18 protein-coding genes are annotated in these 19,889 nt (G+C 70.0%); 9 read left to right on the plus strand and 9 right to left on the minus strand.

Annotated features, from left to right (window positions below):
• Positions 1 to 23 precede the first annotated feature (23 nt).
• Complete coding sequence (gene dnaB, locus ACFYS8_RS12870; RefSeq protein ID WP_387640710.1) at positions 24 to 1,532, minus strand: replicative DNA helicase; 1,509 nt, start codon at positions 1,530 to 1,532, stop codon at positions 24 to 26.
• 584 nt (positions 1,533 to 2,116) lie between these two features.
• Between dnaB and ACFYS8_RS12875 the strand changes: the two genes are divergently transcribed.
• Positions 2,117 to 3,463 (plus strand): MATE family efflux transporter, encoded by a 1,347-nt coding sequence (locus ACFYS8_RS12875; RefSeq protein ID WP_387639758.1) that lies wholly within the window; start codon positions 2,117 to 2,119, stop codon positions 3,461 to 3,463.
• Between the two features lie 99 nt (positions 3,464 to 3,562).
• Here the strand turns inward: ACFYS8_RS12875 and rplI are convergent, their stop codons facing one another.
• From rplI to rpsF, 4 genes are all read right to left on the minus strand, one after another.
• Positions 3,563 to 4,009 (minus strand): 50S ribosomal protein L9, encoded by a 447-nt coding sequence (gene rplI / locus ACFYS8_RS12880; protein WP_387639760.1) that lies wholly within the window; start codon positions 4,007 to 4,009, stop codon positions 3,563 to 3,565.
• A gap of 17 nt (positions 4,010 to 4,026) precedes the next feature.
• Positions 4,027 to 4,263 (minus strand): 30S ribosomal protein S18, encoded by a 237-nt coding sequence (rpsR, locus tag ACFYS8_RS12885; protein WP_030457605.1) that lies wholly within the window; start codon positions 4,261 to 4,263, stop codon positions 4,027 to 4,029.
• A gap of 67 nt (positions 4,264 to 4,330) precedes the next feature.
• Positions 4,331 to 4,927 (minus strand): single-stranded DNA-binding protein, encoded by a 597-nt coding sequence (locus tag ACFYS8_RS12890; RefSeq protein WP_387639762.1) that lies wholly within the window; start codon positions 4,925 to 4,927, stop codon positions 4,331 to 4,333.
• 101 nt (positions 4,928 to 5,028) lie between these two features.
• Entirely contained in the window at positions 5,029 to 5,319 is a 291-nt protein-coding gene (gene rpsF, locus ACFYS8_RS12895; protein ID WP_387639765.1) for a 30S ribosomal protein S6, read from the minus strand.
• 234 nt (positions 5,320 to 5,553) lie between these two features.
• On the opposite strand from rpsF, the gene ACFYS8_RS12900 reads away from it, so the two are divergent.
• From ACFYS8_RS12900 to ACFYS8_RS12910, 3 genes are all read left to right on the plus strand, one after another.
• On the plus strand, positions 5,554 to 5,859 hold the full coding sequence (locus ACFYS8_RS12900; RefSeq protein WP_387639767.1) for a hypothetical protein: 306 nt from the start codon (positions 5,554 to 5,556) through the stop codon (positions 5,857 to 5,859).
• A 188-nt stretch (positions 5,860 to 6,047) separates the two neighbouring features.
• On the plus strand, positions 6,048 to 7,166 hold the full coding sequence (locus ACFYS8_RS12905; protein WP_387639769.1) for a lipid II:glycine glycyltransferase FemX: 1,119 nt from the start codon (positions 6,048 to 6,050) through the stop codon (positions 7,164 to 7,166).
• Between the two features lie 32 nt (positions 7,167 to 7,198).
• Entirely contained in the window at positions 7,199 to 8,230 is a 1,032-nt protein-coding gene (locus tag ACFYS8_RS12910) for an alanine racemase (RefSeq protein ID WP_387639771.1), read from the plus strand.
• A 79-nt stretch (positions 8,231 to 8,309) separates the two neighbouring features.
• Here the strand turns inward: ACFYS8_RS12910 and ACFYS8_RS12915 are convergent, their stop codons facing one another.
• Positions 8,310 to 9,848 carry a glycosyltransferase family 87 protein gene (locus ACFYS8_RS12915; protein WP_387639773.1) on the minus strand — a complete coding sequence of 513 codons (1,539 nt, stop codon included), beginning with the start codon at positions 9,846 to 9,848 and terminating at the stop codon, positions 8,310 to 8,312.
• Positions 9,849 to 10,085: 237 nt separating this feature from the next.
• Between ACFYS8_RS12915 and ACFYS8_RS12920 the strand changes: the two genes are divergently transcribed.
• A complete protein-coding gene (locus ACFYS8_RS12920) occupies positions 10,086 to 10,337 on the plus strand; it encodes a hypothetical protein (RefSeq protein ID WP_387639776.1) in 252 nt (83 codons plus the stop codon).
• Between the two features lie 103 nt (positions 10,338 to 10,440).
• On the opposite strand, the gene ACFYS8_RS12925 is transcribed toward ACFYS8_RS12920, so the two are convergent.
• Positions 10,441 to 13,062 carry a transglycosylase domain-containing protein gene (locus ACFYS8_RS12925; protein WP_387639778.1) on the minus strand — a complete coding sequence of 874 codons (2,622 nt, stop codon included), beginning with the start codon at positions 13,060 to 13,062 and terminating at the stop codon, positions 10,441 to 10,443.
• A gap of 297 nt (positions 13,063 to 13,359) precedes the next feature.
• Between ACFYS8_RS12925 and ACFYS8_RS12930 the strand changes: the two genes are divergently transcribed.
• Positions 13,360 to 14,022, plus strand: coding sequence for a helix-turn-helix transcriptional regulator (locus ACFYS8_RS12930; RefSeq protein WP_387639781.1), 663 nt, complete (start codon positions 13,360 to 13,362; stop codon positions 14,020 to 14,022).
• A gap of 148 nt (positions 14,023 to 14,170) precedes the next feature.
• The gene (locus ACFYS8_RS12935; protein WP_043915344.1) at positions 14,171 to 15,253 is read left to right on the plus strand and encodes an inositol-3-phosphate synthase; all 1,083 of its coding nucleotides are present in this window, start codon (positions 14,171 to 14,173) and stop codon (positions 15,251 to 15,253) included.
• A 170-nt stretch (positions 15,254 to 15,423) separates the two neighbouring features.
• Here ACFYS8_RS12935 and ACFYS8_RS12940 read toward each other — a convergent pair whose 3' ends face one another.
• On the minus strand, positions 15,424 to 16,182 hold the full coding sequence (locus ACFYS8_RS12940; protein ID WP_387639783.1) for a peptidoglycan-binding protein: 759 nt from the start codon (positions 16,180 to 16,182) through the stop codon (positions 15,424 to 15,426).
• Between the two features lie 165 nt (positions 16,183 to 16,347).
• On the opposite strand from ACFYS8_RS12940, the gene ACFYS8_RS12945 reads away from it, so the two are divergent.
• Both ACFYS8_RS12945 and ACFYS8_RS12950 read left to right on the plus strand, forming a co-directional pair.
• Positions 16,348 to 17,640: an MFS transporter gene (locus tag ACFYS8_RS12945; protein ID WP_387639786.1), complete on the plus strand. Its 1,293-nt coding sequence runs from the start codon at positions 16,348 to 16,350 to the stop codon at positions 17,638 to 17,640.
• A 63-nt stretch (positions 17,641 to 17,703) separates the two neighbouring features.
• The gene (locus tag ACFYS8_RS12950) at positions 17,704 to 18,399 is read left to right on the plus strand and encodes a hypothetical protein (protein WP_387639789.1); all 696 of its coding nucleotides are present in this window, start codon (positions 17,704 to 17,706) and stop codon (positions 18,397 to 18,399) included.
• Positions 18,400 to 18,406: 7 nt separating this feature from the next.
• Here the strand turns inward: ACFYS8_RS12950 and ACFYS8_RS12955 are convergent, their stop codons facing one another.
• On the minus strand, positions 18,407 to 19,849 hold the full coding sequence (locus ACFYS8_RS12955; RefSeq protein ID WP_387640713.1) for a CCA tRNA nucleotidyltransferase: 1,443 nt from the start codon (positions 19,847 to 19,849) through the stop codon (positions 18,407 to 18,409).
• Positions 19,850 to 19,889: the final 40 nt, after the last annotated feature.

The raw sequence follows: 19,889 nt of genomic DNA on the forward strand, positions 1-19,889 counted from the left end.
CCCGGGCAGGCCCCGACCGCCCGTCAGGTCACGTCGCGGGTCATGTCCACGAAGCGCGAGTAGTGGCCCTGGAAGGCGACGGTGATGGTGGCGGTCGGGCCGTTACGGTGCTTGGCGACGATCAGGTCCGCCTCGCCGGCCCGGGGGGACTCCTTCTCGTAGGCGTCCTCGCGGTGCAGCAGGATGACCATGTCGGCGTCCTGCTCGATCGAGCCGGACTCACGCAGGTCGGAGACCATCGGCTTCTTGTCGGTGCGCTGTTCGGGGCCACGGTTCAGCTGGGACAGCGCGATCACCGGGATCTCCAGCTCCTTCGCCAGCAGCTTCAGGTTTCGGGACATGTCCGAGACCTCCTGCTGGCGGCTCTCGGCCCGCCGCGAGCCGCCGGCCTGCATCAGCTGGAGGTAGTCGATGACCACCAGGCGCAGGTCGTTGCGCTGCTTCAGCCGGCGGCACTTGGCCCGGATCTCCATCATCGACAGGTTCGGCGAGTCGTCGATGTACAGCGGCGCCGCGCTCACCTCGGGCATCCGCCGCGCCACCCGCGTCCAGTCGTCGTCCGTCATATTGCCGGACCGCATGTGGTGCAGGGCCACCCGCGCCTCCGCCGACAGCAGACGCATGGCGATCTCGTTGCGGCCCATTTCGAGCGAGAAGATCACGCTCGGCAGGTTGTTGTGGATCGAGCAGGCGCGGGCGAAGTCCAGCGCGAGGGTGGACTTACCCATGGCGGGGCGGGCCGCGATGACGATCATCTGGCCGGGGTGGAGGCCGTTGGTGAGCTGGTCGAAGTCGGCGAAGCCGGTGGGGACGCCGGACATCTGGCCGGACCGGGAGCCGATCGCCTCGATCTCGTCGAGGGCGCCCTCCATGATGTCGGCCAGCGGGGCGTAGTCCTCGTTGGTGCGCTGCTCGGTGACGGCGTAGATCTCGGCCTGGGCCTGGTTGACGATGTCGTCGACGTCGCCCTCGGCGGCGTAGCCCATGCCGGCGATCCGGGTGCCGGCCTCGACCAGACGACGCAGCACGGCGCGCTCGTGGACGATCTCGGCGTAGTACTCCGCGTTGGCCGCGGTCGGGACGGAGTTGACCAGGGTGTGCAGGTAGGACGCGCCGCCGACACGGACCAGCTCGCCGCGTTTGGTGAGCTCGCCGGCCACGGTGATCGGGTCGGCGGGCTCGCCGCGGGCGTAGAGGTCGAGGATCGCGCCGTGGATCAGCTCGTGGGCGGGCCGGTAGTAGTCGGCGGGCTTGAGCACCTCGACGACGTCGGCGATGGCGTCCTTGGAGAGCAGCATGCCGCCGAGCACGGACTGCTCCGCCGCCAGGTCCTGCGGGGGGACGCGCTCGAAGCCCTCGGCGCCGCCGAGGGCGGCCTCGCCGTCGCGGTCGCGCCGCTCGCCCTTGCCGGGGAAGCGGTCGCCCTTGCCGCCGCCGTCCCGGCGCTGGAAGCCCCCGCCGCCGCCCTGCCCGCCGGAGCCGCCGCCGGCGTTGTTCGAACGGCGGGTGGCGGGCAGGCGGTCGCCCGGCATGTCGGGGAAGGCGTCGAGCGGGAAGGCGTCGTCGGACGGCTGCCAGTCGTCCTCCGGGGGCGGAGGGGCGTCGTGGTCGTCGTACTGGGGGCCGGTCACGCGTGTTCCCCGATCAGCGGTTGGTGCGAGTTGGTGCGGGCCTGTCCGGTGCTGGCGCCCTGTCCTTCATACGCCACCGAGCGTCTTTCATATGCCACCGAGCCGACAGTTCCGGCTGTGTGCGGGGCGGTGTCGCACGGCCACCGGGGTCTGGTCCGGAGCCACGGTACGGGGGGCCGGGCGGTTCCTCCAAGACGGTTATCCACAGGGCATGTGGACAACTCTCCGCAGCCTGTGGAGAACCCCCGGAAAGCTGTGCACAACCCTGTGGACACCGCTGTGGATAACCACACGATCGCCCCGGTGTCAACTCGCTGACCTGCGATTACCTCGTCCACTGCCTGTGCATGAGAAATTCTTCACACAGCCGGGGACAAGACCGCCCAGCTGTTCGATCTGCCGTTCGATCCGCCGTCCGTCCACAGGTCCGGTAAGAGACAAAACCCACTAGCGATCATTACCTGTGGATGAGTAGGGTGGACACCATGCCAGCGACGCCCACCCGTCCCGCTCCCGCGGCCGAACCCCGCCGCCACGACCGCGAGATACTCGCCCTCGCCGTCCCGGCGTTCGGCGCGCTGGTCGCCGAACCGCTCTTCCTGATGGCCGACTCGGCGATCGTCGGCCACCTCGGCACCGCCCAGCTGGCCGGCCTCGGCATCGCCTCCGCCGCGCTCACCACCGCCGCCGGAATCTTCGTCTTCCTGGCCTACGCCACCACCGCCGCGGTCGCCCGCCGGATCGGCGCCGGCGACCGCCGGGCCGCCGTCCAGCAGGGCATCGACGGGATCTGGCTGGCCCTGATCCTCTCCGCCGGCATGGTCGTGCTCACGCTGGCCCTCGCCCCGCAGGCCGCCCAACTGCTCGGGGCCTCCCCCACCGCCCTCCCGTACGCCGTCACCTACCTGCGGATCAGCGCCCTCGGCGTGCCCGCGATGCTGCTGGTGCTGGCCGCCACCGGCGTGCTGCGCGGCTTCCAGGACACCCGCACCCCGCTGCTGGTGGCGATCGGCGGGTTCGGCGCCAACCTGCTGCTCAACCTGGTCCTGGTGTACGGCGCCGGCCTCGGGGTGGCCGGCTCCGCCTGGGGCACCGTGATCGCGCAGAACGCGATGGCCGCCGTGTACGTGGCCGTGGTGGTCCGCGGTGCCCGCCGGGAAGGTGCCGGGCTGCGGCCCGACCTGGCCGGCATCAAGGCCTCCGCCCGGGCCGGCGGCCCGCTGATGGTGCGCACCCTGAGCCTGCGCGCCGCCCTGCTGCTGGCCACCGCGGTGGCCGCGCGCCTGGGCGACGGCGAGATCGCGGCCCACCAGATCACCATGACCATCTGGTCGTTCATGGCCTTCGCGCTGGACGCCGTGGCGATCGCCGGGCAGGCCATCATCGGCCGCTACCTGGGCGCCGGCGACCTGCCGGGCACCCGGGCGGCGACCCGCCGGATGATCGAGTGGGGCGTCGGCGCGGGCCTGGTGCTGGGCCTGCTGATGGTGCTGGCCCGGCCGCTGTACATCCCGCTGTTCACCGACGACCCGACGGTCCGGGCGCAGCTGTCCACCGTGCTGCTGCTGGCGGCGCTGACCCAGCCGATCGGCGGCGTGGTGTTCGTGCTGGACGGCGTGCTGATGGGCGCCGGCGACGGCCGCTTCCTTGCCTGGGGGATGCTGGCCGCCCTGCTGCTCTTCGCCCCCGCCGCCCTCGCGGTACCGGCGCTGGGCCTGGGCCTGGCCGGGCTGTGGTGGGCGATGAACCTGTTCATGCTGGGCCGGGCCGCCGTCCTGACCGGCCGGCTCCGCACCGGCCGCTGGATGGTGACCGGCGCCGTCCGGGCGTGAACCCACGCAGGCACGACGAAGGCGCAGGCCTTCACACGCACGACGAAGGGGCCGGACTCCGAGTGGAGTCCGGCCCCTTCGTCAGCTGTGCAGCCGAGATCAGGCAGCGACGACGGCGACGTCGAGGTTGGCCTGAACGTCCGAGTGCAGCTTGACCGAGACCTTGTGGGTGCCCACGGTCTTGATCGGCGAGCCGATCGCGACGGCGCGCTTGTCCACGGCCGGGCCGTTGGCGGCCTTGATGGCCTCCACGACGTCAGCCTGGGTCACCGAGCCGAACAGGCGGCCGGCCTCGCCGGAGCGAACGGCCAGCTTGACCTGCAGGCCCTCGAGCTTGGCCTTGACCTCGTTGGCGGCCTCGAGGGTCTGGATGGCGTGGATCTTCCGGGCGCGACGGATGGCGTCGACGTCCTTCTGACCGCCCTTGGTCCAGCGGATGGCGAAGCCACGCGGGACCAGGAAGTTGCGGGCGTAGCCGTCCTTGACCTCGACGACCTCGCCGGCGCTGCCGAGGCCGGGGACCTCGTGAGTGAGGATGATCTTCATTGTTCGGTCACCCTCTCTTAGCGCGTGGTGGAGGTGTAGGGCAGCAGGGCCATCTCACGGCTGTTCTTCACGGCCGTGGCGACGTCACGCTGGTGCTGGGTGCAGTTGCCGGTGACCCGGCGGGCACGGATCTTGCCGCGGTCGGAAATGAACTTCCGCAGCAGGTTCGTGTCCTTGTAGTCCACGTAAGTGGCCTTGTCCTTGCAGAAGACGCAAACCTTCTTCTTCGGCTTGCGAGCAGGCGGCTTCGCCATTGTGTGCTCCGTTAAGTACGAGATCTGTCAGCGTTTGCGGACCCGCGAGGGGTCCGGCCCGCACCGCTTAGAACGGGGGCTCTTCCGAGTAGCCGCCGCCGGAGTTTCCACCCCAGCTGCCGCCACCCTGGTTGGGCGAGGAGGGCGCGCTGGACGCCCACGGGTCGTCGGACGGACCCTGGTTGCCGCCGCCGGGGTTTCCACCCCAGCTGCCGCCACCCTGGTTGCCGCCGCCGTACCCGCCGCCGCCCTGCTGGCCGCCGCCACCACCGAAGCCACCGCCGCCGGGACCGCCGGAGCGGTTGGCGCGGGTGACCTTGGCGGTCGCCGAGCGCAGGCTCGGGCCGACCTCATCGACCTCGACCTCGAAGACCGTCCGCTTCTCGCCTTCCTTGGTCTCGTAAGACCGCTGGCGCAGTCGGCCCTGCACGATCACGCGCATGCCGCGCTGCAGCGACTCGGCCACGTTCTCCGCCGGCTGACGCCAGACGTTGCACGTGAGGAAGAGGCTTTCGCCGTCCTTCCACTCGTTCGTCTGACGGTCGAAGGTCCGCGGAGTCGACGCGATGCGGAACTTGGCCACTGCGGCGCCCGAAGGAGTGAAACGCAGCTCGGGGTCGTCGACGAGGTTGCCGACGAGGGTGATGACGGTCTCGCCTGCCATGTGGTGATGACCTCTCGGAAAGAAGTTCTGCGGTGCTCGTCAGCGGTGTTCCACGTGGAACACCGGACGCGAGCCCTCCGGCGCGAACGCCGGAAGTGGGCTCAGTGGGTGTCCGGGCGCAGGACCTTGGTCCGCAGAACCGACTCGCTCAGGCTGAGCTGGCGGTCGAGCTCCTTGACGACCTCGGGCGTGGCCGAGAGGTCGATGACCGAGTAGATGCCCTCGGACTGCTTGTTGATCTCGTACGCCAGGCGACGACGGCCCCAGGTGTCGATCTTCTCAACCTTGCCGCCGCCGGTGCGGACGACGTTGAGGAAGTTCTCGATCAGGGGGGAGACAGCGCGCTCCTCGACCGACGGGTCGAGGATGACCATCACCTCGTAGTGACGCATGTGTAACCCACCTCCTTTGGACTCAACGGCCACGGTCTCTCCGTGGCAGGAGGGTTGTGCGCGTCGGCACTGCCGCTGGGCATGCAGGCACGCCCTACACCAGTGCAGAGGGGCAAGCCTACCGGGTGAGCCGACCGACGGACAAAACGCCTGGTGTCCGCGGTTGTCATTTCGACCATATCGGTATCAATCTGGACAGAACGAACGTTCCCTCCACCACAGGAGGTGGGTCCTATGGCGCAGAACGTCCACCGGCCGCAGTTCACCCTGAACACCGACGGGAACCCGCATCCGCGGGAGAACGCCCTGGTAGGGGTGACGCTGCTGCTCGGCGCGGTCGCCTTCGTCACCTCGTTCTTCCACAACCTGCACCTGCTCAGCTCGTGGGCCGGACTGGTCGGCGTCATCACCGGAATGATCGGCCTGTTCGTCTCCGTCACCACCGCCGAGCGCTTCGTGGTGGTGATCGGCACCGGCGCCGCCGCGTTCGGCCTGTTCCTGGGCGTGGCGCACGGCGGACTCTTCGGGGGCGTGTGGTGACGCCCGCGCGCGGCAGAGCAGGGTGAACCTGGCAAAAGCGTGCAACCCCCAAGGCCCTCCCGGAGTAGTACCTGTGCCAGCAGGTGCGAACGGGGGGGCACACCCACGTCGGACCGCGTCCCACCCGAATCGGACCATTCGGGCGATAGGGTCACCTTCGGAAAGCCTGACGAGGAGGAGCACGGAGCATGAGCCTGCGTCTGCGGACGATCACGCGTGAGGAACACCTGGCTTTTGTGCAGAGCCGGTCCTCTGCCAGCCACATGCAGGTGCCCTCCTGGGCGGACGTCAAGGCGGAGTGGCGCGCCGAGAGCCTCGGCTGGTTCGACACCTCCGGCGAGCTGGTCGGCGCCGGCCTGGTGCTCTACCGCCAGCTGCCCAAGGTGAAGCGCTACCTGGCCTACCTGCCCGAGGGCCCGATCATCGACTGGTTCGACCCGGACCTGGACCGCTGGCTGAAGCCGATGCTGGCGCACCTGAAGGCCCAGGGCGCGTTCACGGTGAAGATGGGCCCGCCGGTGGTGGTCCGCCGCTGGGAGGCCGCCACCATCAAGGAGGCGATCGCCTCCAAGGAGGCCAAGCGGCTGCGCGACGTCGAACCGGACTGGTCCGAGCCGCGTGCCCTGGAGGCCGCCGAACGCCTGCGCCGCTCCGGCTGGCTGCAGGGCGAGGACGGCGGCGCCGGCTTCGGCGACGTCCAGCCCCGCTACGTGTTCCAGGTGCCGCTCGGCGGCCGCTCGCTGGACGATGTCCAGCGCGGCTTCAACCAGCTGTGGCGGCGCAACATCAAGAAGGCCGAGAAGACCGGCGTCGAGGTGGTCCAGGGCAGCTACGAGGACCTCGCGGTCTTCCACAAGCTGTACGTGATCACCGCCGAACGCGACCACTTCACCCCCCGCCCGCTGTCCTACTTCCAGCGGATGTGGAAGGCGCTCACCGCCGAGGACCCCAACCGGATGCGGCTCTACATCGCCTACCACGAGGGCGAGGCGCTGGCCGCCACCACCATGCTCACCGTCGGCGAGCACGTCTGGTACTCCTACGGCGCCTCGGCGAACCACAAGCGCGAGGTGAAGCCGTCCAACGCCATCCAGTGGCGGATGATCCGCGACTCGTACGCGCTCGGCGCGAGCGTCTACGACCTGCGCGGCATCAGCGACACCCTGGACGAGGACGACCACCTGTTCGGGCTGATCCAGTTCAAGGTCGGCACCGGCGGACAGGCCGCGGAGTACCTCGGGGAATGGGACTACCCGCTCAACAAGCTGCTGCACAAGGCGCTCGACCTCTACATGTCGCGCCGCTGAGCACAACGTCGGACCTTTACGAGGGAAACGCGATGACCTTGACGATGTACGTGGACGGCGGCCGCTGGCGGGCGCACCAGCGCGGGCTGCTGGCCGAGTTCCCCGGGCTGGTCCCGGTCGCCAAGGGCAACGGCTACGGCTTCGGCAACCGACGGCTCGCCGAGGAGGCCGCCCGGCTGGGCAGCCCCCTGCTGGCCGTCGGCACCGCGGACGAGGCGGCGGCGATGGCCGACGCCTTCCCCGGTGACCTGCTGGTGCTCACCCCGTACCGGGTCGGCGAGCCCGAGGTGGACCTGCCCGCCGAGCGGGTGGTGCGGACGGTCGCGCACGCCGAGGCGCTGGCCGCACTGCCCGCCTGCACCCGCGTGGTGGTCGAGTGCATGACCAGCATGCGACGGCACGGCATCTCGCTCCGCGACCTGGCCGAACTGCCGGTCGACCACCTGGAGCTGGAGGGCTTCGCACTGCACCTGCCGCTGGACCGGCCGGACGGCTCCGACCCGGTGGACGAGGTCGCCGGCTGGGTCAGGGCGATCGGTGCGGCCGGGCTCCCCGACCGCACCGTCTACCTGAGCCACCTGGCCGCCAAGGACGTGCTGCGGCTGGCCGAGCGCCACCCCGACACCGAGTTCCGCTCCCGGATCGGCACCCGGCTGTGGCTCGGCGACGTACAGGCGATGTCCTCCCGGGCCACCGTCCTGGACGTCACCCCGATCGGCCGCGGCGAGCGCTACGGCTACCGGCAGCACAAGGCCCCGTCCGACGGCCACCTGCTGGTGGTCAGCGGCGGCACCGCGCACGGCGTCGGCCTGGAGGCGCCCAAGTACGTGAACGGGATTCTGCCCCGCGCCAAGGGCCTGGCCCGGGCCGGCCTGGCCACCATGAACCGGACGCTCTCCCCGTACAGCTGGCAGGGCAAGCAGCTGTGGTTCGCCGAACCGCCGCACATGCAGGTGTCGATCCTGTTCCTGCCCGGCGAGCTCAAGCCGCCGGCGGTCGGCGACGAACTGTCGCTGGCGGTCCGGCACACCACCACCCACTTCGACCGGGTGGTCGAACGCTGAGGCTCTGCCGGAACGCCGGAAGCCCGCCTGCCTTCACGGCGGACGGGCTTCCTGCGTTCACGGGCTACTTGTTCACGGGCTACTTGGGGCCCGGCTCGGCCTCGACCAGCCAGTCGACCTCGCGCTGCGGCGCGTAGTCGGAGTAGCTCTCCTCCTCGCGCAGGCCGCGGGCACTGCCGAGCACGAACCGGTCCGGGGCGCCGTCCAGCACACCGCCCGACGGGTCGTCGCTCCCGTCCCAGCGCACCGGGTCGCGGTCCGGGTAGAGGATGTCGCGGACCACCAGGTAGCAGATGTACAGAGTGCCGATCAGGTGCAGGGCGATCGCGAAGTGGTACCACTGCAGGTCGATGCCGTGGTGCTTGTTGTCTCCGTTGTAGGCCAGGTACGACCAGATGCCGAGGAAGTACAGCACCTCGCAGGCCTGCCAGATCAGGAAGTCCCGCCAGCGCGGCCGGGCCAGCACCGCCAGCGGAATCAGCCAGAGCACGTACTGCGGCGAGTACACCTTGTTGGTCAGCACGAACGCGGCGACCACCAGGAAGGCCAGCTGGGCGAAGCGCGGGCGGCGCGGCGCGCTGATCGCCAGCCAGCCGACCGCCAGGCAGCAGAGCACCAGCAGGACGGCGATCCAGGTGTTCAGGGTCTCCAGGTGCTGCCCGTTCCGGACGGCCTGCATCAGGATCAGCCAGAACGAGCCGTAGTCCTCGGTGCGGACCTGGCTGAAGCTGTAGAAGGTCAGCCAGCCCTTCCAGTTGGCCAGCATGATCGGCACGTTGACGACCAGCCAGGCGCCGGCCGTACCGCCGAACACCAACCCGAAGTCCCGCCACTTTCCGGTCCGCAGACACAGCACCAGCAGCGGACCGAGCAGCAGCAGCGGATAGAGCTTGGCGGCCGTCGCCAGACCGATGAACACACCAGCCAGCACTGGCCGGGCCCCCGCCCAGTACGCCATCGCCACCGCGGCCAGCGCCACCGCGAGCAGGTCCCAGTTGATGGTGGAGTCCAGCGCCAGGCAGGGCGCGAGGGCGAACAGCAGCGCGTCCCACGGGCGACGGCGGTGGGTGCGGGAGACCGCGACCACGGCGATCACCGCGCAGATCATCAGCATTCCGGCGTTGACCAGCCAGAACCACTGCTCGCGGCTCATCATGTCGCCGTTGTGGGTGGTCAGCCAGGCCGCGATCTGCATGAACAGACCGGTCAGCACCGGGTACTCCAGGTACTGCATGTCCGCCGAGGGCTGCGGGATCGGGTCCAGGTACGGACGGGACCCCTCGGCGAAACCGCGGGCCGAGAACAGGTGCGGGATGTCGCTGTAACAGGCGTGCGTGTACTGGCTGGTGGCGCCGAAGAACCAGCCGTCCTGGAAGCAGGACGCCTTCTGGAACAGACCCAGCACGAAGACCACGATCACGGCCACCGCCAGGAACCTCGCCGGCGTCCACCAGGACACCCCGAGCAGCGCCCGACGTCCGGGCGGACCACCCAGCAGCTCGCTGCCGGCCTCCGCCACCGGGTCCTCGTCCGCAGGCACCACCACGGTGTTCGGCAGCGGCCCCGCGGCCGGAGCCGGTCCGGGCGCTGAGGTCTCGTCACGCAGGCTGGACGTCATGGCGCGCATTCTGCCGCACTGGTCTACGCCTGAGCGAGTGTTGCCGCACGAACCGTCCGCTACTGCTCCTGAGTCCACCCCGCCGGAGGTTCACAGCCCGGTCGCTCCACCGCCGGAGCGGGCGGCGTGGGACGCAACGCCAGCCGGTAGCACCTGCTTTCCATCGAAACACCGATCACATCCGGCCACTCCTGGTACTCCGCCATGGCCTGGAACGTCAGGATCCGCTCGTCCCCCGTGCCGCCAGAAGGTGAACACCCCGACCTGTCCGCGCCCCTGCCGCTGCGCCCGGATCCGGGCCGACAGCTCCACCAGATCGGGGATGCCGACCGCCTGCCGGGCATCGGCCTCGGCCACCGCGGCACTGAAGTCCTTCGCCGCCCCCACCACCTCGGCAGCCGCCGCCGAACGCCGTTGGTGCTCACGCACCAGGGGATCCACCACCAGCACGCCGACACCCAGCGCCAGCACCCCGGCCAGGACCAGTAACAGCGGTCGTCTGCGCATCACTCGTCTCCTCGAACAACTCGGGGCAGTACCGGCTGAAAGGAGAGGCCGGAAGCGGGATCCCGCTTCCGGCCTCTTGGTTGACCTACTGGCCCATCATTCCCAACAGGTTGCCCGTTCCTCCTCCACCGCCGCCGCCTCCGGGCGGCGCGCTCGGGCTGCCGCTGGCGCTCTCGCTCGGGCTCTTGCTCGGCTTCGGCGAGCGGGAAGGACCGCAGTTGTTGCCGTTGCCCTGGCAGGTCGAGCTGTTGCTCGGCGACGGCGAGAGCGGCCCCTCCGGGGACTTCGACGTGCTCGGCTCGGTCGGCCCGGTCGACTGCTCCGCCGGAGCGGAGGCCGAGGTCGAGGCCGGGGCGGACGGGCTGATCGGGGCACCCGAGGAGTCGACCTCCTGGCCCCACGGCGCCGGGTTCGGGAAGTCCAGCACCGGCTTGCCCTTCATGATGATCTTCATGTAGCGGGCGAAGATCTCGGTCGGGAAGTCACCACCGTGCACGGAGTCGTGGCCGGCGGTGCCGTTCAGCGACAGCAGCTTGGGGTTGCCGGCCTCCTCGCGCCACATGCCGACCGCGGTGGACAGGTCCGGGGTGTACCCCGCCCACCAGGCCGAGGTACCGGCGTCGGTGGTACCGGTCTTGCCGGCCACCGGCCGTCCGATCGACTCGGTCCCCTTCTTACCGGTGCCGTTCTTGGCCACGTTCTCCAGCACGTCGGTGATGTTGTCGGCGACCGCCTGCTCCAGCGCCTTCTTCGGCTGGGGCTTGCCGAAGTTCGGCAGCTCCTCGGTGCCGTGCATCACCTTCGACACCGAGTACGGGTCGGTCTGCTGACCGCGGGCCGCGAACACCGAGTAGGCCGAGGCCATCCGGATCGAGCTCGGGTGCGAGGTGCCCAGCGGGAAGGTGAGGGTCGAGGACGGCTCCAGGCTGCCGGGCAGGATCCCAAGCTCGGTGACCATCTTCTCCACGGTCTTGCCGCCCACGTCCTGGCCGAGCTGCACGAACGGGACGTTGTACGAGTACTGCATGGCCTTCTTCAGCGAGACGTAGCCGGGGCTACCCGGGCTGTCGTTGCGCTGCTTGTAGGGCTTGCCGTCGTCGCCGGTCAGCGGCTTGCCGTCCCGGTAGATCGGCGAGAGGTTGTCCGCCAGGTACAGCGAGTCCGGGTTGAGCTGGGTCGTACCGCTCTTGGTCTGCACGCCGTACTGCATCGCGGCGGCCAGCACGAACGGCTTGAAGGTCGAGCCGACCGGGACCTTGGAGTCCGCGTTGTTGCTGTAGTGGCCCTTCTCGATGCCGTCGCCGCCGTAGATCGCCACGATCGCACCGTCGTTGGGCCGCACCGAGGCGGCGCCGACCTGGACGAACTTGTCCGCCTCACGCTTGCTCTCGTCCAGGATCTCGCCCTTGACCTGGTCCACGGCCGTCTTCAGGGCGTCCACCTTGTCCTTCTCGAAGGTGGTGTAGATCTGGTAGCCGCCGCGGGCCAGCTTGGCCTCGGTGATGGTCTTGTCCTTGGCCATGATGAACTGGTTGGCGGTGTCCACCAGGTAGGAGACCTCGCCGTTCAAACTGGCCGGGGCCTTCACCGCGATCGGCTCGGGGAACTTCTGCCCGCACTTGGCGCGGTCCTCCGCCGTGATGGCCTTGGTCGCCTGCATCCGGTCCAGGACGTAGTTCCAGCGCTCCTGCATGCGGTCGTGGTTGGCCTGGTTCAGGGTCGGGTCGTACAGCGCCGCACCCTTCAGCAGGCCGGCCAGCATCGCGCCCTGACAGATGTCCACCTTGTTGGCGTCCACGCCGTAGTAGGCCTGCGAAGCGGCCTGGATACCGGTCGCACCGCGGCCGTACCAGCTGGTGTTCAGGTAGCCGGTGAGGATGCCGTCCTTGTCGTCCGCGATCTTCAGCGTGATGATGAATTCTTTTGCCTTGCGGCTGAGCGTCTGCTCCTGGGACAGGTAGACGTTCTTCACGTACTGCTGGGTGATGGTCGAACCGCCCTGGGTCTCGCCGCCGGTCGCCATCTTGTAGACGGCGCGGGCGATGCCCTTGGGGTCGATGCCGCTGTCGGTGCGGAAGGTCTCGTTCTCGGCCGCGATCACCGCGTCCTGGGCCGGGCGGCTGATCTCCGAGAGTTCCACCCACTGCTTGTTGGTGTCGCCCTTGCGGGCCATCTCGGTGTTGTCGGCCCAGTAGTAGATGTTGTTCTGGAGCTTGATGGAGTCCTTGGCGCTCGGCACCGGGATCACGGCGTACGCCACGCCTATCGCGGCCACGCCACCACCGAAGAAGATCAGGAACAGGCTCAGCACCTGCTTCCAGGACGGCATCCACCGCTTGAAGCCGGACTTGCCGAAGCGCGGGTAGTCGATCAGCCGCTTCTTGCCCGGCTTGCCGTTGCGGCCGGCGTTCCGGCCATTCGGCGGGCCTTCCGATCCGCCGTCACCGCCGCCCTTGCGGCCCTGCTTGCGCATCTCCGCCCGGGTCATCCGGGGCTGCTGGGCAGTCTCGCGCGCCGGGCGGCGGCCACCGGGGCCGGCCCCAGGACCGGGGCGGCCGGGGCCGGACGCCGGCCCGCCCTGCTCGCCCGCGTAGTCGGGTGCGCCCTCGACGGGGCTGCCGTAGGCATACGGACGCCCGGCGGACGCCCGCCTGGAGGGCGGCTCCTCGCCCCCGGGGTTGGCCGACCTGCGCCGGTGTTCGCTCATTCTCTCCGCAGCCTCTCGGTCAGGGTGCACCAGGCGACAGAGTACGGGTCCCTGACAGGTCGCCAATCGGGCATTGGCAGCCAACCAGGACGAACCGGCCTCGATTCATTACATGCCCGTTGCCCAAAGGCCTTGTGATCGCGGTTACGCGTGCCCCTCTTGCTCCTTCCGTGACCCAGGGTTACTGTTGCCGATATATCGAGCCGATACATCGGCGCGACACATCGGTTCGGCATACCTTGCGGGCCGGACCGGCATCCGAAGAGCAGGACCCCGTTACGGAAGGAGGAAGGCGGTATGAGCCGACGCTCCGGCGTCCTCGAATTCGCCGTCCTCGGCCTGCTCCACGACGCCCCGATGCACGGCTACGAACTGCGCAAGCGGCTCAACGTCCTGCTGGGCTCGTTCCGGGCCTTCTCCTACGGAACGCTCTACCCCTGCCTGAAGAGCCTGGTCGCCCAGGGCTTCCTGGTCGAGGACAACCCGGACGTCGAGTACGTCCCGGCCACCGCGCTCAACGGCAAGCGGTCGAAGATCGTCTACCGGCTCTCCGCCGAGGGCAAGCAGCGCTTCGAGGAGCTGCTCGCCGAATCCGGACCGGACGCCTGGGAGGACGAGCACTTCGGCGTGCGCTTCGCCTTCTTCGGCCAGACCGACCGGGCCGTCCGGATGCGCGTGCTGGAAGGCCGCCGCAGCCGGCTCGAGGAACGGCTGGAGCGGATGCGCAGCTCGATCGCCCGCACCCGCGAGCGGTTCGACGACTACACCCTCGAACTCCAGCGCCACGGCCTGGAGTCGGTGGAGCGCGAGGTCCGCTGGCTCAACGAGCTGATCGAGACCGAGCGCGCCACCAGAAACGGACGCAACTCCGCGTCCCCGCAATCTTCGGACGGCCATGGTCCGGCCGCCGGGTCCTCGGACCCGCCCGGGCCACCGTACGACCGCCCGGGGCGCTCCTGACCGGAGCGCTGAGCAGCACCGCGCCGGCCTTGCCGCCGCTCGCGGCGAGGCGTGGGCGCCCCGCGCGCCCGTCAGACAGTCAGAACAGATGTGGAACGAGGTGCCGCCACACCACGGCGACCCTCATGAGATTCAGGGAGCAACCGGAATGGGTTCGGTTCGCGTAGCCATCGTCGGCGTGGGCAACTGCGCCGCCTCGCTGGTGCAGGGTGTCGAGTACTACAAGGACGCCGACCCGGCCGGTAAGGTCCCCGGCCTGATGCACGTCCAGTTCGGCGACTACCACGTGAAGGACGTCGACTTCGTCGCCGCCTTCGACGTGGACGCCAAGAAGGTCGGCTTCGACCTGGCCGACGCCATCGGCAACAGCGAGAACAACACCATCAAGATCTGCGACGTGCCGCCGACCGGCGTCACCGTCCAGCGCGGCCACACCCTCGACGGCCTGGGCAAGTACTACCGGGAGACCATCGAGGAGTCCGACGAGGCCCCGGTCGACGTCGTCCAGATCCTCAAGGACCGCCAGGTCGACGTCCTCGTCTGCTACCTGCCGGTGGGCTCCGAGAACGCCGCCAAGTTCTACGCCCAGTGCGCCATCGACGCCAAGGTCGCCTTCGTGAACGCCCTCCCGGTGTTCATCGCCGGCACCAAGGAGTGGGCCGACAAGTTCACCGAGGCCGGTGTCCCGATCGTCGGCGACGACATCAAGTCCCAGGTCGGCGCGACCATCACGCACCGCGTGATGGCGAAGCTGTTCGAGGACCGCGGTGTCATCCTCGAGCGCACCATGCAGCTGAACGTCGGCGGCAACATGGACTTCAAGAACATGCTCGAGCGCGAGCGCCTGGAGTCCAAGAAGATCTCCAAGACCCAGGCCGTCACCTCGCAGATCCGCGACCGTGAGCTGGGCGCCAAGAACGTCCACATCGGCCCGTCCGACTACGTCGCGTGGCTCGACGACCGCAAGTGGGCGTACGTCCGCCTCGAGGGCCGCGCGTTCGGCGACGTCCCGCTGAACCTCGAGTACAAGCTCGAGGTCTGGGACTCCCCGAACTCGGCCGGTGTCATCATCGACGCCGTCCGCGCCGCGAAGATCGCCAAGGACCGCGGCATCGGCGGCCCGATCCTCTCCGCGTCCTCCTACTTCATGAAGTCCCCGCCGGTTCAGTACTTCGACGACGAGGCCAAGGAGAACGTCGAGAAGTTCATCCGCGGCGAGGTCGAGCGCTGAGCGCTAGCGAAGCCTGCTCGCTGTGAAGGGTGAGCGCTGAGCGCTAGCGAAGCCTGCTCTCTGTGAAGGGTGAGCGCTGAGCGCTGAGCAATGAGCTCTGAGCATTGACGTTTCGTCAGGCTTGACCGGAGGGCCGTCCCGCATCTCGCGGGGCGGCCCTCCGGCGTGTTTCAGTTCCAGGCCTCGTGCCAGGTGACCGGCCCGACGATGCCGTCCACCGTCAGTCCGTGGCGCTGCTGGAAGGCCCGGCAGATCTGGGCCGAGGCGGGCCCGTACCAGCCGTCCGCCGTGATCGCCCAGGTCCGCCAGGCCAGCCGCCGCTGCCACGTCAGCACGTCGTCCCCGTGCATCATCGGCGACTGGAGCTTCAGGTACCGCCCCGGCCACGGCGGCGCCCCACCCGCCTGCCCGGACGTCCGCGCCGCCGGCGTCCCCCCGAGCGCTGGATCCGCCGACACCGTGCCCTCCGGATAGGCCGGCACCCCGTACCCGTACGGCGACCCGGGCCCGCGCCGCGCCCGGGACTTCCGGTAGACCCCGTCGCCCTCGGTGGACCCGGAGTCGTTCGTATTTCCCTCCACCGTGTAAATGGTGTCGGCGTCGTAGGCGTAGACGACTCCGGTGTGGTCGCCGCCGTCGGGGCCGAGGTAGAAGGGGCCGCCGAGGACGGGGTAGGGGGTCCAGCGGTTGTGGTCGCGCCACCAGGCGACGGCGGTCAGGCAGGAGGCCGTCATGGGCCAGAGGTTGTCCATGCCGGTGCGGTGGGCGGCCCAGGCTTCGAAGGTCGCGCACCAGGGCTGACCGTCGGACCATTCGAGGCCGGGGGTTTCCTCGCTGTAGCGCTGGCGGTTGTTCCAGGTCCCGTCGGGGTCGCGGCCTTCGTGGTGGCCGACCTGGCTGAGCAACAGGGTTGTGAACTCGTCTCGCATGGGAGCCTCCCGTCGTTCCGAGAGAGTTCTTCCCCGGTAAGTGCCCTACGACATCCGGGCGATGGCGCGCCAGCGGTGGTGCGGAGGCGTGCGGGGGGCGCGCGCCGCTCGAAGTTGGTGGAGGTTTCACGTGAAACACCGTCGGCCTCGTGGCACCCTTGGCGGGTGATCGTCGAACAGATCCCGCGAGAGGCCACCCTGCGCGGCCTGCTGCACGGCACCGGTTTTCGGCGCCTGCTGACGGTGCGCCTGCTCTCGCAGCTGTCGGACGGCGTCTTCCAGGTCTCGCTGGCCGCGTACGTGATCTTCTCCCCCGAGCACCAGTCCTCCCCCGCCGACATCGCCGCGGTGCTGGCGGTGATGCTGCTGCCGTTCTCGGTGATCGGCCCGTTCGCGGGGGTTCTGCTGGACCGCTGGCGGCGCCGGCAGGTACTGCTGATGGGCAATCTGGCCCGCTTCGGTCTGGGGCTGGTGACGGCGGCGCTGCTGCTCGGGCGGGCCCCGGACTGGATGTTCTTCGCGGCGGCGCTGCTGGTGACGGCGCTCAACCGGTTCATCCTGGCAGGCTTGTCCGCCTCACTGCCCCGGGTGGTGGCCACGTCCGAGCTGGTCACCGCGAACGCCCTCTCGCCCACCCTGGGCACGGTGGCGGCGGCCTCCGGCGGCGTCGTCGGCTTCCTGGTGCACCAGGTGATGCCGCCCGGCCGGCACGCGGACGCCGTCCTGGTGACGCTGGCGGCGCTGCTCTACCTGTCGGCCGCGCTGGCCGCCCGGCGGATCGCCCCGGACGCGCTGGGCCCCGAGGTGAGCGACGAACTCCCGTCCCTGCGCCAGGCGTTGTCCACCTCCTGGCACGACCTGCTGGCGGGCCTGCGGCACCTGGTGCGGGACTGCCGGCCGGCCGTGCAGGCGCTGGGCGCGGTCACCCTGGCGCGGTTCTGCTACGGCGTGCTGATCGTGGTCGTGCTGATGCTCTCCCGGTACACCTTCAACAGCGCGGCGGACACCGAGGGCGGCCTGGCCAGCCTGGGCCGGGCGGTGATCCTCTCCGCGGTGGGCTTCTTCGTGGCCGCGCTGATCAGCCCGTGGTGCACCCGGCGACTCGGCCTGGTCGGATGGATGACGACCTGCCTGGCGAGCGCGGCGGTGTTCGTCCCGGCGCTCGGACTGACCTTCGACGAAGTCCCGGCGATGGCCGCGGCGCTGCTGCTGGGCGTGGTCACCCAGGGCACCAAGATCTGCGCGGACACCCTGGTGCAGGAGTCGGTGGAGGACGAGTACCGCGGCCGGGTGTTCGCGATCTACGACGTGCTGGTCAACGTCTCGTTCGTCGCGGCGGCCGGGGTGACCGCCCTGGTGCTGCCGCTGAACGGCCGCTCGGTGCCGGTGGTGCTGGGCCTCGCGGTGCTGTACGCGCTCGGCGCGCTGCTGTACTTCCGCGCCGCACGCCGGTCCTGACGGGGTCTCTGCCGCTAGGGTCGTGGGCGCACGGCACGCTCTCGTCGCCAGGGGGAAGAACAGATGAGCACTCCACCGCCACCCGGCCCGTACGGCCAGCCCGGACCGTACGGTCAGCAGCCCGGCCAGCAACCGCCCGGGTACGGCCAGCCTCCCGCATACGGACAGCCGCCCACGTACGGTCAGCCGCCGTCCTACGGTCAGCCCTCGGGCTACGCCCAGCCGCCGGCGTACGGCCAGCCCGAGCCCGGTCCGCAGCCCGCGTACGGCCAGCCCTCCGGCTACGCCCAACCCCCCGCGTACGGCCAGCCCCCCGCGCCGGGCCCGCAGCCCGCGTACGGGCAACCGCCGACCGGCGAGGGGCAGATGCCGGCCTGGGGGCAGGCGCCGCCGCCCGCCAAGCCGCCGTCCCGGAAGGCCCGGATCCGCGGCGCGAGCATCGGCGTGGGCCTGATCGCCCTGGTCGTCGGCGGCCTGTGGTGGTTCGGCTCGCTGTTCGGCGCGGGCAGCAAGGGCGCGAGCGTCGGGGACTGCCTGACCGCCAAGCACGACGAGGTGGCCTGCACCGCGTCGGACGCCAACTGGAAGGTCGTAGGGCGCCACACCGGCATGATCAGCACCTACAGCTGCGCCCAGGAGTACCCGGGATCGACGGCCTACGACAGCCAGTACCGGTCGAAGAAGAAGACGACCAAGTACCGGCTGTGCCTCAGCCCGCTGAACGCCGCGCCGCCCAAGCCCGCCGCCAGCAAGCGCTGACGGGGCGTCAGTCCTTCGGCTGCGCCGCCCACCACTCGTGCAGCGCGGCGACCGCCGCCTCGTGCTCCATCGGGCCGTGCTCCAGGCGCAGTTCGAGCAGGTGCTTGTAGGCGCGGCCGACCGCGGGGCCGGGGCGCAGGCCGAGCAGTTGCATGATCTCGTTGCCGTCCAGCGCGGGCCGGATCGCGTCCAGCTCCTCCTGCTCCTTGAGGGCGGTGATCCGCTCCTCCAGCGAGTCGTAGGTGCGGGCCAGCGCGGCGGCCTTGCGCTTGTTGCGGGTGGTGCAGTCGGAGCGGGTCAGCTTGTGCAGTCGCTCCAGCAGCGGGCCGGCGTCGGTGACGTAGCGGCGCACCGCGGAGTCGGTCCACTCGCCGCCGCCGTAGCCGTGGAAGCGCAGGTGCAGCTCGACCAGCCGGGACACCTCGGCGATCAGCTCGTTCGAGTACTTGAGCTCGCGCATCCGCTTGCGGGTCATCTTCGCGCCGACCACCTCGTGGTGGTGGAAGGAGACCCCGCCGTCGGACTCGAAGCGGCGAGTGCGCGGCTTGCCGATGTCGTGCAGCAGCGCGGCGAGGCGCAGCACCAGGTCGGGGCCGTCGGTCTCCAGTGCAATGGCCTGCTCGAGGACGGTCAGCGAGTGTTCGTAGACGTCCTTGTGGCGGTGGTGCTCGTCGCTCTCCAGGCGCAGCGCCGGGAGCTCGGGCAGCACGAACTCGGCGAGGCCGGTGTCGACCAACAGGCGCAGGCCCTTGACCGGGTGTTCGGCGAGCAGCAGCTTGTTGAGCTCGGCCTGGACGCGTTCGGCGGAGACGATGGTGATCCGCTCGGCCATCGCGGTCATCGCGGCGACCACCTCGGGCGCCGGTTCGAAGTCGAGCTGGGCGGCGAAGCGGGCGGCCCGCATCATCCGCAGCGGGTCGTCGGAGAAGGACTCCTCGGGGGTGGCGGGGGTGCGGAGCACCCGGGCCTCCAGGTCGTCCAGTCCGTGGTGCGGGTCGACGAAGCCGCGGCCGGGCAGGTCGACGGCCATCGCGTTGACGGTGAAGTCGCGGCGGACCAGGTCCTGCTCGATCGAGTCGCCGTAGCTGACCTCGGGCTTGCGGGAGCTGCGGTCGTAGGCCTCGCTGCGGTAGGTGGTGATCTCGATCAGGAACGAGCCCTCCGCGGTGTCCTTGCGCGCGCCAACGGTGCCGAACGCGATGCCGACGTCCCAGACCGCGTCGGCCCAGCCCTTGACCAGCTTGAGGATCTGCTGCGGGCGGGCGTCGGTGGTGAAGTCGAGGTCGTTGCCGAGCCGGCCGAGCAGGGCGTCCCGGACCGAGCCGCCGACCAGCGAGAGCCGGTGGCCGGCCTCCTCGAAGCGGCGGGCGATCTCGTCGGCGACCGGGGAGACCCGAAGCAGTTCCTGCAGGCCGAGGGTCTGCGCCTCGGTCAGGCCCGGCAGGGCGATCCGGTCGGCGGAGCTGGAATGATTGGTGCTGGACGCATTG

Source organism: Kitasatospora sp. NPDC004615, assembly GCF_042873545.1.
GTDB lineage: Bacteria > Actinomycetota > Actinomycetes > Streptomycetales > Streptomycetaceae > Kitasatospora.

What these genes read in the sequence shown, in the direction of transcription:
- rpsF (WP_387639765.1), bottom strand. Translation starts at nt 5,319, where the DNA reads ATGCGTCACTACGAGGTGATGGTCATCCTCGACCCGTCGGTCGAGGAG.
- ACFYS8_RS12940 (WP_387639783.1), bottom strand. Translation starts at nt 16,182, where the DNA reads ATGCGAGACGAGTTCACAACCCTGTTGCTCAGCCAGGTCGGCCACCAC.
- ACFYS8_RS12950 (WP_387639789.1), top strand. Translation starts at nt 17,704, where the DNA reads ATGAGCACTCCACCGCCACCCGGCCCGTACGGCCAGCCCGGACCGTAC.
- rplI (WP_387639760.1), bottom strand. Translation starts at nt 4,009, where the DNA reads ATGAAGATCATCCTCACTCACGAGGTCCCCGGCCTCGGCAGCGCCGGC.
- ACFYS8_RS12910 (WP_387639771.1), top strand. Translation starts at nt 7,199, where the DNA reads ATGACCTTGACGATGTACGTGGACGGCGGCCGCTGGCGGGCGCACCAG.
- ACFYS8_RS12930 (WP_387639781.1), top strand. Translation starts at nt 13,360, where the DNA reads ATGAGCCGACGCTCCGGCGTCCTCGAATTCGCCGTCCTCGGCCTGCTC.
- ACFYS8_RS12925 (WP_387639778.1), bottom strand. Translation starts at nt 13,062, where the DNA reads ATGAGCGAACACCGGCGCAGGTCGGCCAACCCCGGGGGCGAGGAGCCG.
- dnaB (WP_387640710.1), bottom strand. Translation starts at nt 1,532, where the DNA reads ATGCCGGGCGACCGCCTGCCCGCCACCCGCCGTTCGAACAACGCCGGC.
- ACFYS8_RS12935 (WP_043915344.1), top strand. Translation starts at nt 14,171, where the DNA reads ATGGGTTCGGTTCGCGTAGCCATCGTCGGCGTGGGCAACTGCGCCGCC.
- ACFYS8_RS12900 (WP_387639767.1), top strand. Translation starts at nt 5,554, where the DNA reads ATGGCGCAGAACGTCCACCGGCCGCAGTTCACCCTGAACACCGACGGG.
- ACFYS8_RS12875 (WP_387639758.1), top strand. Translation starts at nt 2,117, where the DNA reads ATGCCAGCGACGCCCACCCGTCCCGCTCCCGCGGCCGAACCCCGCCGC.
- ACFYS8_RS12915 (WP_387639773.1), bottom strand. Translation starts at nt 9,848, where the DNA reads ATGACGTCCAGCCTGCGTGACGAGACCTCAGCGCCCGGACCGGCTCCG.
- rpsR (WP_030457605.1), bottom strand. Translation starts at nt 4,263, where the DNA reads ATGGCGAAGCCGCCTGCTCGCAAGCCGAAGAAGAAGGTTTGCGTCTTC.
- ACFYS8_RS12905 (WP_387639769.1), top strand. Translation starts at nt 6,048, where the DNA reads ATGAGCCTGCGTCTGCGGACGATCACGCGTGAGGAACACCTGGCTTTT.
- ACFYS8_RS12890 (WP_387639762.1), bottom strand. Translation starts at nt 4,927, where the DNA reads ATGGCAGGCGAGACCGTCATCACCCTCGTCGGCAACCTCGTCGACGAC.